This window comes from Shewanella vaxholmensis (assembly GCF_031932135.1).
Classification (GTDB): domain Bacteria; phylum Pseudomonadota; class Gammaproteobacteria; order Enterobacterales; family Shewanellaceae; genus Shewanella; species Shewanella hafniensis.
In genome coordinates this window covers 64,297-76,223 of the sequence record NZ_JAUOEV010000005.1, presented here as the reverse complement: position 1 = coordinate 76,223, position 11,927 = coordinate 64,297, and the positions used below count along the sequence as shown (strand labels likewise).

Here is an 11,927-nt window from a genome sequence, read left to right as displayed (position 1 = left end):
TTTTGGTGAAATGGATTAATACTGGAGTATATTGGGACGCTTTATGGAGTTTCAATGGCTAATACGAAAAAAGGAGTCCATTGGACTCCTTGTTTTTCAGTTTATTAGCGATCAGTACAATTATTGTTCGCCTGATGCCACTTGGGCCTCATTGTGCTCGTAAATCAAGATTGGAGCAGATTCCCCTTTCACTACTGATTCATCCACAACGGCCTTCACCACACCGTCAACGGATGGGATATCGTACATGGTATCCAGCAGAATACTTTCAACGATGGAGCGTAGGCCACGTGCACCTGTCTTGCGAGACATGGCTTTGTGAGCAATCGCTTTAAGCGCATCTTCGCGGAACTCAAGCTCAACCCCTTCCATCTCAAATAACGCACTGTATTGCTTAGTTAGGGCATTTTTAGGTTGAGATAGAATTTGTACTAAAGCTTCTTCATCCAGCTCAGTCAGAGTCGCAACCACTGGTAGACGACCAATAAACTCAGGGATTAAACCGTATTTGACTAAATCGCCAGGTTCTACTTGCGATAAGGTTTCAGAGATCGTCGCTTTCTCTTTCTCGCCTTTCACCTGTGCACCAAAACCGATACCCGAGCCAACGTGCGCACGTTGCTCAATCACTTTCTCAAGCCCTGCAAACGCACCACCACAGATAAACAGGATCTTAGAAGTATCGACTTGTAAGAATTCTTGCTGTGGATGCTTACGGCCACCTTGTGGTGGAACCGCGGCAACAGTACCTTCAATCAGCTTAAGCAGCGCTTGCTGTACACCCTCACCCGATACGTCACGGGTGATTGATGGATTGTCTGACTTACGACTAATTTTATCGATTTCATCGATATAAACGATACCACGCTGCGCTTTCTCAACATCGTAGTCGCACTTTTGCAGCAACTTTTGAATGATGTTTTCAACGTCTTCACCCACATAACCCGCTTCAGTCAGCGTAGTAGCATCTGCCATAGTGAAAGGCACATTGAGTGAGCGCGCAAGGGTTTCAGCCAGTAGGGTTTTACCGCTACCCGTTGGACCGATAAGCAAAATATTACTCTTGCCCAGCTCGATACCATCTTTAGGCGATGCATTTTTTAAACGCTTATAGTGGTTATACACTGCCACAGAAAGCACTTTTTTCGCTCTGTCTTGGCCAATAACATAATCGTCTAAATGTGCACGCAACTCATGTGGTGTCGGTAATTTATCGCTATCACGCTTTGGAGAGATTTCTTTAATCTCTTCACGAATGATGTCGTTACATAACTCAACACATTCGTCGCATACATACACTGATGGGCCAGCAATGAGTTTTCTGACTTCATGCTGGCTCTTTCCGCAAAAAGAGCAGTACAGCAATTTACCGCTGTCACCATTATTTTTGTTGTCGCCCATTAATTACCTCATTTGCAGTCTGCTCTACTGCCTGTCTTAAATTTGCTTAACTTTTACAAAGCATAGCTCAGTCAAAAGCAAAAATCAGCCGCGTTTCGTCATCACAGAGTCAACTAAGCCATATTCGACGGCTTGAGTTGCACTCATGAAGTTGTCACGATCGGTATCGCGCTCAATCACTTCGAGCGGTTGACCTGTGTGTTCAGCGAGCATTAGGTTAAGCTTATTTTTAATGCCTAAGATTTCTTTGGCATGAATAGCAATATCTGATGCTTGACCTTGGAAACCACCCAGCGGTTGATGGATCATCACGCGAGAGTTTGGTAAACAGTGACGCTTCCCCTTCTCACCACCGGCTAACAAGAAAGCGCCCATACTGGCGGCTTGGCCGATACAGACAGTGCTAACATTCGGTTTGATAAACTGCATGGTATCATAAATCGCCATGCCTGCGGTGACAGAGCCACCAGGAGAGTTAATGTATAAAAAGATATCTTTATCTGGGCTTTCTGATTCTAAGAATAATAGTTGCGCCACGATAAGGTTTGCCATGTGTTCTTCAACTTGACCTACCAAAAAGATAATCCGCTCTTTCAACAAACGAGAATAAATATCGTATGAGCGTTCACCCTTAGCAGTCTGTTCGATCACCATAGGCACTAAAGCACTTTGTATGTCTGACGCATTATGCATTATTCACTTCCCTAAATAAAAATGGCTCGCATGAGGAGCCTCATACGAGCCATTATAAATGGCGAACAGCTAATCAAGTCAAGCTTAGCTTATGCGCGACCAGTAGCCTTGTTCATAAATTCTTCAAAAGCGACTTGTTTTTCGGTCACTTTGGCAGATTTCAACAGTGCTTCAACTGCTTGCTCTTCTAAAGCAACGTTGCGCATGTTTTGCATCAGCTCTTTGTTGCTGTTGTAATAAGCAACAACTTCACTTGGATCTTCGTAAGCAGAAGCCATAGAAGCGATCAAGCCTTGGACACGTTCGTCTTCTGCTTTCAGTTCGTTCGTCTTGATGACTTCGCCTAATAACAGACCGATTTTAACGCGACGAGCCGCTTGTTCAGTGAACAATTCCGCTGGCAGTTCAGGCATGTTAGCAGTTTGACCACCAAAGCGTTGCATTGCTTGTTGGCGCAATACGTTAACTTCGCCATCGATCAGTGCTTTTGGCAGAGTGATGTCGTTGTTCGCTAACAGACCGTTGATCACTTGCTCTTTCACGTTAGCTTTTAACGCTTGCTCAAGTTCGCGGTTCATGTTTTTACGGATTTCAGCTTTAAGGGCTTCTAAGCCACCTTCGCTGATACCGAACAGAGCAGCAAACTCATCGTTGACTTCTGGAAGATTAGCGGCTTGAACTTCAGTCAGCGTAATCGCGAACTTAGCGGCTTTACCTTTCAGGTTTTCAGCGTGATATTCTTCTGGGAAGTTCACGTCGATAACAAATTCTTCACCCGCTTTGTGACCTAAAATACCCGCTTCAAAACCAGGGATCATACGGCCGCTGCCTAATTGCAGTTCGAAATCGTCAGCTTTGCCGCCTTCAAATTCTTCACCGTCAACTGAGCCAACAAAGTTCATTTTCACTTTGTCGCCATCGGCAGCTTCACGTTCAACAGCAGCGAAAGTCGCGTGTTGTTTACGTAGGGTTTCAATCATAGTGTCAACGTCAGCGTCAGTCACTTCAGCTTTTGGCTGTTCTACTTCGATTGCATCTAAGCCTTTCAGCTCAACTTCTGGATAGATTTCAAAGGTAGCGATAAATTCGAACTTTTCGCCATCAGTTGAACCAGGAACAAAAGTCGGTGCACCCGCTGGGTTTAACTTCTCAGCAATAATTGCTTCGATGAAGTTACGTTGCATCACTTCACCCATGATGTCTTGACGAATCGCTGCGCCGTAACGTTTGTTAATCACAGTAATAGGCACTTTACCAGGACGGAAACCTGGGATACGAGCACGCTTAGCTTCACGTTGTAAACTGTCTTTAACCAGCTTTTCAATTTGTTCAGCAGGAACAGAAATGGTCAGGCGACGCTCTAGGCCTTGGGTTGCTTCAACAGAAACTTGCATTGTTTTACCTCGAAATTTGTCTAACGTCCTTTGTAATAGCCGATTCATCAACTATTCAGGTATTCGTTTCTTGATCATTAAATTTGACTACAATGCCCACCACTACTGGCTTTAGGCACAGGTCGCTCATAGTTGATATCTATCAAGACGCGACATTATAGCCACCGTTTTCTGCAGAGTCGAGCCTCAACAGCCGAATCTGAGGTATAAAAAAAGCGACACAAGGTCGCTTTTTTTAATTTGTACTCAAAGTACTAAAAAATGGGGTGACTGATGGGGCTCGAACCCACGACAACCGGAATCACAATCCGGGACTCTACCAACTGAGCTACAATCACCACTGAAACTGGTACGCCCGGCAGGATTCGAACCTGCGACCACCCGCTTAGAAGGCGGGTGCTCTATCCAACTGAGCTACGGGCGCATGGTTTACAGAATTTTCTGTATCCTAACCGATTTGGAAAGCATTTATGCTAACGCTATCATTCGCCTATTTGAGTTCAAATTATTTTTGAATTCATCGATGCAAATGACAATAAAGTGGTCGGTGATAGAGGATTCGAACCTCTGACCCTCTGGTCCCAAACCAGATGCGCTACCGGACTGCGCTAATCACCGAAGGTCTTACATTTTACTTGTTATCAACTTAGAGGTTCCCCTCTGGTCCGCTCTCATCCAAAATCTGGATGCACTATCAGACTGAGCTAATCGTCGAAAGTCTTACATAACATTTTCAGTGCTAGATGAACACATCTGCCTGAGAACGGAGCGCATCTTATCCCCTCACTTTACAACCGTCAACGATTTTTTTATTGATTGACTCTAGGTGCTGAATTATCAGGCTAATCCGGTTTTTTTTATCCATTTGGCGACGGCTTTAACCATGACACAGTAGCTGTGCCCTGTTAAAATAGCCGCGATTGCCAATCTCTGTGTTAACTACTGTTTTAACCATCGCCCATATAAAGGATATCCTACACCCATGACAGCCCAAATAATCGACGGCAAGGCGATTGCTCAATCCATCCGCACTAAGCTCAGCGAAAAAGTCACCGCCCGCAAAGAGGCTGGACAGCGCATTCCGGGTTTAGCCGTAGTATTAGTGGGAGCCGATCCGGCATCACAGGTTTATGTTGGAAGCAAACGTAAGGCCTGTGAGGAAGTTGGATTTATTTCTCGTTCATACGATTTAGAAACAAGTTGCAGTGAAGATGAGTTGCTGAGCCTTATTGATAGTCTGAATGATGATCCGACCATCGATGGCATTTTAGTGCAACTGCCATTACCTGCCCATATCGAAGATTCAAAAGTCATCGAACGTATTCGTCCAGATAAAGATGTCGATGGATTTCACCCGTATAACGTTGGCCGTTTAGCGCAGCGTATTCCTGTGCTGCGCTCTTGCACGCCGATGGGCATTATGACACTCATCAAATCCACTGGTGTCGATACCTATGGTTTAGATGCTGTTGTGGTTGGCGCATCAAATATTGTCGGCCGCCCTATGACCTTAGAGTTACTGCTTGCTGGCTGCACCACCACCACTTGCCACCGCTTCACTAAGAATCTTGAGCAAAAAATCCGTCTCGCGGATCTCGTTGTTGTTGCTGTCGGTAAACCCGGCTTCATTCCTGGTGAGTGGATCAAGCCCGGCGCGATTGTAATAGATGTGGGTATTAACCGTTTAGATAACGGCACCTTAGTCGGCGATGTGCAATATGAAGTCGCGGCGCAAAATGCCAGTTTTATCACTCCAGTCCCAGGCGGTGTTGGCCCGATGACAATTGCGAGTCTATTGGAAAATACCTTATACGCTGCCGAGCAATATCACGACTAGCTTCTAGCTTCTAGCTTCTAGCTTCTAGCTTCTAGCTTCTAGCTTCTAGCTTCTAGCTTCTAGCAAGCATAAAAAAAACCTGCATAATGCAGGTTTTTTATTTGCTGAAGATTTTCTTGAATTAAGAATATAGCGAATAAGCTTATTTCTTACGCCAAGTGGTACCACTTGGGCCATCTTCGAGTTCAACGCCTAACTCATTCAAACGGTTACGCGCCACATCCGCCGCAGCCCAGTCCTTTTCAGTACGAGCACGGTTACGTTCAACAATTAAAGCTTCAATTTCAGCCACTTCATCATCACTACCGCCGCCTTGGAAGAAAGCTTCAGGCTCTTGGCTTAATAAGCCTAGCACATCCGCTAACTGCTTTAAGGTGACCGCTAATGCCGATGCCTGTGCCATATCGGTCAGTTTTAATCGATTAATGTCACGCACCATGTCAAACAGGACTGAGTAGGCTTCAGGTGTATTAAAGTCATCATCCATCGCCGCTTTAAACTTAGCAATAAACTCTTCTGCTGACGCCGCTGCGACAGTCAAGTCGACATCTTTAATAGCGGTATACAAACGCTCTAAGGCTGAGCGAGCTTGTTTCAAGTTATCTTCTGAATAGTTCAGTTGACTACGATAGTGGCCCGATAACAGGAAATAACGCACAGTTTCAGCATCATAGTGACCAAGCACATCGCGAATAGTGAAGAAGTTGCCTAACGACTTAGACATTTTTTCACGGTCAACCATCACCATGCCAGTATGCATCCAATAGTTTACGTATGGCGTGTCATGGGCACAGCAAGACTGGGCGATTTCGTTCTCATGGTGCGGGAACTGTAAGTCAGAGCCGCCGCCATGAATATCAAAATGCAGACCTAAATGTTTGCTGTTCATGGCCGAACATTCGATATGCCAGCCAGGACGACCCGGTCCCCATGGAGATTCCCACGTTGGCTCGCCAGGTTTAGACATTTTCCACAACACAAAATCCATTGGATTTTGCTTGGTTTCGTCCACTTCAACCCGAGCACCAGCTTGCAGTTGATCTAAATTCTGGCCCGATAAACGGCCATAATCAGGATATGAGGCCACGCTGAAAAGCACATCACCATCGCTCGCCACATAGGCATGACCTCGGGCGAGTAATAACTCAACCATGTCGATGATTTCGGCAATATGAAGGGTCGCGCGCGGTTCAAAATCGGGGCGCAACATATTTAAGGCATCGAAGTCTTGGTGCATTTCACCAATAAGACGCTCGGTTAAGGCTTCACAGCTTTCGTTATTCTCGTTAGCGCGCTTGATGATTTTGTCATCAACATCAGTAATATTGCGCTGAAAATTCACTTCATAACCCGCGTAACGCAGGTAGCGCACTATCATGTCGAAGGAAACAAAAGTACGGCCATGACCAATATGACAGAGATCGTATATGGTCACACCACACACGTACATCCCGATTTTTCCGGGAGTAATCGGCTTAAATTCCTGTTTTTGGCGGGTAATACTGTTGTAAATCTTCAACATCGATATTCTCTTCAATGATACATTCAGGTGTAAAATCAAGGAGTCAGTCTACCACGGCCTGACAGGTTTTGAATACTGCACTTTGCGCGCAATCCGAGATAAGTTAGAATCGCGCCACTATTTACAGAGAGTATGAAAACATGATCACAATACACACCAATTTGGGCGACATTAAACTGCAACTGAACGCTGAAAAAGCGCCGTTAACAGTAGCAAACTTTATGAAATATGTTGACGAAGGTTTCTTCGACGGCACTATCTTCCACCGTGTGATTGACGGTTTCATGATCCAAGGTGGTGGCTTCAACGAAGACATGAGCCAAAAACGTTGTAACGAGCCAGTGAAAAACGAAGCCAATAACGGTTTATCAAATCGTACTGGTACTGTTGCTATGGCACGTACTTCTGATCCACATTCAGCCACTGCACAGTTCTTCATTAACGTGAACGACAACACTTTCCTCGATTTTAAATCAGAAACCTCACAGGGCTGGGGCTACTGCGTATTCGGCGAAGTTGTTGAAGGCATGGACATTATCGAAAAAATCAAAGCTGTTAGCACTGGCAACCGTGGCATGCATCAAGATGTGCCATTAGAAGCCATTGTGATTGAAAAAGTCAGCGTTGCGGCATAATCCCTGCGGATGCGAACTTTATTTATAGGCGATCTGCACCTGAGTGCAGATCGTCTTGATATCACCCAAGCGTTCACTCGCTTCCTCGACACTGAGCTCGATGATGCCGACGCCCTCTATATCTTAGGTGATTTGTTTGAAGTCTGGGTTGGCGATGATATTGCCTTGCCTTTTGCCCTCGAACTCGCCGAAAAACTCAAGCAAGTATCACAAAAGCTGCCGGTGTATTTCATCCACGGCAACCGTGACTTTATGTTAGGCAAGCAATTTGCGCGCGCCGCAGGAATGCAAATCTTACCCGAAGTGACGTGCCTGAATTTATACGGCATAGAGACGGTTATCTTACACGGCGACAGCTTGTGTACTTTGGATAAGGCCTACCAACGCTTTCGAAAACTGCGCAGTTTGTCACTGGCGCGTTGGCTATATGGTTGTTTATCCAAGAAAACCCGTCAGGGCATTGCCGATAAAATTCGCAGCAATAGCAAAAGTAGCAATCAGCAAAAAAGCTATACCATCATGGATGTTGAGCCCAATGCGGTCGATGCGTTATTTGCCAAGACCCACACCAAACATATGATCCACGGTCATACCCACAGACCCGCCATTCATCAACTTGCCAATGGCTGTCAACGTATTGTGGTTGGTGACTGGTATGAGCAAGGCAGTGTGCTGAGTGTCAGCGCCAAAGGGATTAATTTACAATCGTTACCCTTCGAGCAGGCAACTTAAGTTAGCTTGCTTATTATTGACCTTGTTTGAGTTTAAAAACGCTTCATATTAACGGTTCGAGCGAACCGTTAATCGTTTTAGCCATATCGACTTAATTCATCGACTTTTAAAGAGAAGCTACTTTCAAATCAATTTGCTAGCGGCGACCCACTGTGGAAACGAAACTCATCATCCTGCGCCAGAATCAACTCAGCCTCTAACTCACCAAAATACGTTACACGCTCGCGAATATCTTCAGGTGAAACTAACTGAGCTAACGCAAGATAATCTTGATAATGTCGAGCTTCAGAGCGCAGCAGTGACACATAAAACTTACCCAGCTCACCGTCTAAATAGGGCGCCAACTTAGCAAAACGCTCGCACGAACGCGCCTCAATATAGGCCCCCACAATCAACTTATCCCGCAGGATATCTTTCTCATGGGTGGTCACATAACTCATCATGCCCTTGGCATATCGGCCTGCGCGAATATTACGGTATTCGATACCGCGTTTGTGCATCAATTCCAGTACTTGTTCAAAATGATGAAACTCTTCTTTAATCAAGCGGATTAAAGGTGACACTAAATTGGCGGCAAATTTAAAGTTTAGCTTAGGCATCAGTTCGGCCACCAGTTCATTCTTTTTCACATCGCGCGCCAGAAAACTCACCACATCGTGGTCTTGCGAATAGATAAACTCTTCATAGGGTTTAGCCCACGCCAACAGAGCTCGACCACTGTCTTTATCTAACGCATATTTTCGTAGCAAAAATATCGCTGTCTGAGCCGCTTTTAACTCACAGTTACAGTGATCGATCAGCAACTCATCCAAGGAATCTGATTTAATCGCGACATCAATCCAAGTTTGCGGTGTTTCACAGCGAAGAAACGCGTGGATGGGGGCAAGAAGTTGCTGCATGGACTCACTCAATCTCATTCTGAATATCGCGCTATTTTACGCATATTTACTCATAAGCTATAGCATTAGGCTTCAGTAAACTTGACGCGCTGAACTTTTTGTTCAATAAATAATCTACACTCTAAAGAACTGAGATCCTGATCACACAGCCTCTCACTTCTGTATGTGTCACCAATCGTCAGTTAAAGGAACAGGACACCATTTTAACCTCGATTGTGGAGCTGTTATCAGCTCGTCTGACGTTTGGCGAGCCATTCATCAATGCTGAACAAGGATAATTATAATGATACTGAATCACTTAATGGGGCTATACACTCATCCTAAACAAGAGTGGCACACAATTGAGAAAAACCATGAGGCACTAAAAAGTAGCTTAAGTCATGTGGTGCTGATCGCTTTAATCCCAGCGATTTGCAGTTATATTGCTACGGCTTATATTGGCTGGAATCCAGGCGCTGGCGATCCTATTTACCTCACACCTCAAAGCGCCATGTTTATGTCAGCTGGCATGTATTTAGGCCTAATTGCGGGCGTATTCGCCCTCGCCTATTTGGCCTATTGGATGGCAAAAACCTTCGATGCAAACCCAACCTACACCCAAGCGTTAGAACTCGCGTCCTACACAGCTACACCATTGTTTATGGTCGGTTTAGCCGCCTTGTATCCAGTGCTGTGGTTTATCATGATCGTGGGATTGATTGGTCTGGCTTACTCAGTCTACTTACTGTACGCGGGTGTGCCGATTATTATGAATATCCCTGAAGAGAAAGGCTTTATCTATGCCAGCTCTATGGTGACCGCTGGTTTAGTGTTGTTAGTAGGGCTAATGGCAACCAGCGTTATTTTATGGAGCCTAGGTTTTGGTCCTATGTATCAATAACCAGTTGAATTAACTGTCACTCACACCAACCAATAGCTCTATCGCTAATCCATAAAATAAAAAAGAAGGCCTAAAAGGCCTTCTTTTTTTGGGTCTGATTAATGATCAGAACAACTTAGCTTAATTCAAGTTAGCTTCGTTGAGTTGAACTGTTTGACTCATTTCATCAAACCAATTCAATCAAGCTAATTCTATTAAATCATTCGAAAGAATCACGCAGCGCTACAGTTAAGTTAAACACTAAATTATCCGCTGACGAATCTTTGCTGTCTGCACAGAAATAACCTTCACGCTCAAACTGATAAGCTTTTTCTGCTGGCGCATTCACTAGGCTTGCTTCAGCAAAACCGTGCACTACCACTAAGGATTCAGGGTTTAATACTTCGTCCACAGTCTCTGCCGCAGCAGGATTAGGATCGGTAAATAAACGCTGATAGAGACGGAATTCAGCTGGTTTAGCAGTAGATGCCTCAACCCAATGGATCACACCTTTAACTTTACGGCCATCAGCAGGATTTTTACCTAAGGTTTCAGGATCATAAGTGCAGTAAACCGTCGTGATATTGCCTTCGCTGTCTTTATCACAACGCTCAGCTTTAATCACATAGGCATTACGTAAACGCACTTCCTTACCTGCTACCAAACGTTTGTATTGTTTGTTTGCTTCTTCTCTAAAGTCAGCCACATCAATCAATATTTCACGGCCAAAGGCTAATTCGCGTGTCCCCATGCTCTCATCATTTGGATGAGCGGCCGCTTGAATATACTCAAGTTCACCTTCAGCATAGTTTTCGATGATCACTTTCAATGGACGTAATACAGCCATCGCACGCGGTGAATGTTCGTTCAATTCTTCACGAATACACGCATCTAACATGCCGACTTCAATCATATTCTCTTGCTTAGTCACGCCGATACGTTGGCAAAACTCGCGAATTGACGCAGGCGTGTAACCACGGCGACGCAGGCCAGCAATCGTTGGCATACGTGGGTCGTCCCAACCTGACACGAGTTTACGGGTCACAAGATCGTTTAGCTTACGCTTAGACATCAAGGTATATTCAAGATTTAAGCGTGAAAACTCGTATTGACGAGTACGATTCGGCGCTTGAAAATCATTCAAATTATCCAACACCCAGTCGTATAAACGACGGTTGTCTTGGAACTCTAAAGTACATAAAGAGTGGGTAATGTGTTCTAACGCATCAGAAATACAATGGGTAAAGTCGTACATTGGGTAAATGCACCACTTATCACCCGTTTGGTGGTGATGGGCAAAACGAATACGGTAGATGATAGGATCGCGCATACACATGAATGGCGACGCCATATCAATTTTGGCACGCAGCGCACACTCACCTTCTTTAAAACCACCGTCGCGCATCTTAGCGAACAAGGCAAGATTCTCTTCGACTGATGTGTCGCGGAAAGGACTGTTTTTACCTGGCTCTTTTAACGTGCCACGGTATTCGCGAGTTTCATCAGCATTCAAGAAACACACATAAGCCAAACCTTTGTTGATCAGTTCAACTGCATATTGATGTAACTGATCAAAATAGTTTGATGAATAGCGTACATCGCCATCCCACTGGAATCCAAGCCAACGCACATCCGCCTGAATAGAATTAACATAATCAATGTCTTCTTTTTCAGGATTAGTATCGTCAAAACGTAAATTACACAGACCGTTATAGTCTCGCGCTATCCCAAAATTTAAGCAGATAGATTTAGCATGACCAATATGAAGATAGCCATTCGGTTCCGGCGGGAAACGAGTCTGCACACTCGTGTGCTTACCGCTTTGTAAATCTTCATCTATGATATTACGAATAAAGTTACTCGGACGTACTTCAGTGTCCACATGACTCATGGAATTCCTCTTTGCGAACAATGGCAATTTTAAGAAACCAGCATGATCCTACAGATCACTACTA

10 protein-coding genes and 3 tRNA genes are annotated in these 11,927 nt (G+C 44.7%); 4 read left to right on the top strand and 9 right to left on the bottom strand.

What is annotated here, in order from left to right:
* Positions 1–120 precede the first annotated feature (120 nt).
* The 6 genes from clpX to Q4Q46_RS06560 form a co-directional block, all read right to left on the bottom strand.
* On the bottom strand, positions 121–1,401 hold the full coding sequence (gene clpX, locus Q4Q46_RS06585; RefSeq protein ID WP_028760467.1) for an ATP-dependent protease ATP-binding subunit ClpX: 1,281 nt from the start codon (positions 1,399–1,401) through the stop codon (positions 121–123).
* 84 nt (positions 1,402–1,485) lie between these two features.
* Entirely contained in the window at positions 1,486–2,094 is a 609-nt protein-coding gene (gene clpP / locus Q4Q46_RS06580) for an ATP-dependent Clp endopeptidase proteolytic subunit ClpP (protein ID WP_063883148.1), read from the bottom strand.
* Between the two features lie 89 nt (positions 2,095–2,183).
* A complete protein-coding gene (gene tig, locus Q4Q46_RS06575) occupies positions 2,184–3,488 on the bottom strand; it encodes a trigger factor (RefSeq protein ID WP_063883149.1) in 1,305 nt (434 codons plus the stop codon).
* A gap of 262 nt (positions 3,489–3,750) precedes the next feature.
* Positions 3,751–3,826, bottom strand: a tRNA-His gene (locus Q4Q46_RS06570).
* A gap of 9 nt (positions 3,827–3,835) precedes the next feature.
* Positions 3,836–3,912 (bottom strand) — tRNA-Arg (locus tag Q4Q46_RS06565).
* A 117-nt stretch (positions 3,913–4,029) separates the two neighbouring features.
* Positions 4,030–4,106: transfer RNA gene (locus Q4Q46_RS06560), tRNA-Pro, on the bottom strand.
* A 364-nt stretch (positions 4,107–4,470) separates the two neighbouring features.
* Here Q4Q46_RS06560 and folD point away from each other — a divergent pair.
* Complete coding sequence (folD, locus tag Q4Q46_RS06555) at positions 4,471–5,325, top strand: bifunctional methylenetetrahydrofolate dehydrogenase/methenyltetrahydrofolate cyclohydrolase FolD (RefSeq protein WP_106650141.1); 855 nt, start codon at positions 4,471–4,473, stop codon at positions 5,323–5,325.
* 142 nt (positions 5,326–5,467) lie between these two features.
* Here the strand turns inward: folD and cysS are convergent, their stop codons facing one another.
* Positions 5,468–6,847 (bottom strand): cysteine--tRNA ligase, encoded by a 1,380-nt coding sequence (gene cysS / locus Q4Q46_RS06550; RefSeq protein ID WP_311905552.1) that lies wholly within the window; start codon positions 6,845–6,847, stop codon positions 5,468–5,470.
* A gap of 140 nt (positions 6,848–6,987) precedes the next feature.
* Between cysS and Q4Q46_RS06545 the strand changes: the two genes are divergently transcribed.
* The gene (locus Q4Q46_RS06545) at positions 6,988–7,482 is read left to right on the top strand and encodes a peptidylprolyl isomerase (RefSeq protein WP_311905551.1); all 495 of its coding nucleotides are present in this window, start codon (positions 6,988–6,990) and stop codon (positions 7,480–7,482) included.
* Between the two features lie 9 nt (positions 7,483–7,491).
* The gene (locus Q4Q46_RS06540; RefSeq protein WP_311905550.1) at positions 7,492–8,214 is read left to right on the top strand and encodes a UDP-2,3-diacylglucosamine diphosphatase; all 723 of its coding nucleotides are present in this window, start codon (positions 7,492–7,494) and stop codon (positions 8,212–8,214) included.
* Between the two features lie 128 nt (positions 8,215–8,342).
* On the opposite strand, the gene miaE is transcribed toward Q4Q46_RS06540, so the two are convergent.
* Positions 8,343–9,113: a tRNA isopentenyl-2-thiomethyl-A-37 hydroxylase MiaE gene (gene miaE, locus Q4Q46_RS06535; protein ID WP_311891564.1), complete on the bottom strand. Its 771-nt coding sequence runs from the start codon at positions 9,111–9,113 to the stop codon at positions 8,343–8,345.
* 283 nt (positions 9,114–9,396) lie between these two features.
* Here miaE and Q4Q46_RS06530 point away from each other — a divergent pair, with 283 nt between their 5' ends.
* Complete coding sequence (locus tag Q4Q46_RS06530; RefSeq protein ID WP_006081117.1) at positions 9,397–9,993, top strand: Yip1 family protein; 597 nt, start codon at positions 9,397–9,399, stop codon at positions 9,991–9,993.
* A 199-nt stretch (positions 9,994–10,192) separates the two neighbouring features.
* Here the strand turns inward: Q4Q46_RS06530 and glnS are convergent, their stop codons facing one another.
* Positions 10,193–11,863: a glutamine--tRNA ligase gene (glnS, locus tag Q4Q46_RS06525; RefSeq protein WP_311905549.1), complete on the bottom strand. Its 1,671-nt coding sequence runs from the start codon at positions 11,861–11,863 to the stop codon at positions 10,193–10,195.
* Between the last annotated feature and the right edge of the window lie 64 nt (positions 11,864–11,927).

Excerpts from the sequence above, each read along its gene's own strand:
- miaE (WP_311891564.1), bottom strand. The coding sequence starts at position 9,113 with ATGCAGCAACTTCTTGCCCCCATCCACGCGTTTCTTCGCTGTGAAACA.
- clpX (WP_028760467.1), bottom strand. The coding sequence starts at position 1,401 with ATGGGCGACAACAAAAATAATGGTGACAGCGGTAAATTGCTGTACTGC.
- cysS (WP_311905552.1), bottom strand. The coding sequence starts at position 6,847 with ATGTTGAAGATTTACAACAGTATTACCCGCCAAAAACAGGAATTTAAG.
- glnS (WP_311905549.1), bottom strand. The coding sequence starts at position 11,863 with ATGAGTCATGTGGACACTGAAGTACGTCCGAGTAACTTTATTCGTAAT.
- folD (WP_106650141.1), top strand. The coding sequence starts at position 4,471 with ATGACAGCCCAAATAATCGACGGCAAGGCGATTGCTCAATCCATCCGC.
- clpP (WP_063883148.1), bottom strand. The coding sequence starts at position 2,094 with ATGCATAATGCGTCAGACATACAAAGTGCTTTAGTGCCTATGGTGATC.
- tig (WP_063883149.1), bottom strand. The coding sequence starts at position 3,488 with ATGCAAGTTTCTGTTGAAGCAACCCAAGGCCTAGAGCGTCGCCTGACC.
- Q4Q46_RS06545 (WP_311905551.1), top strand. The coding sequence starts at position 6,988 with ATGATCACAATACACACCAATTTGGGCGACATTAAACTGCAACTGAAC.
- Q4Q46_RS06530 (WP_006081117.1), top strand. The coding sequence starts at position 9,397 with ATGATACTGAATCACTTAATGGGGCTATACACTCATCCTAAACAAGAG.
- Q4Q46_RS06540 (WP_311905550.1), top strand. The coding sequence starts at position 7,492 with ATGCGAACTTTATTTATAGGCGATCTGCACCTGAGTGCAGATCGTCTT.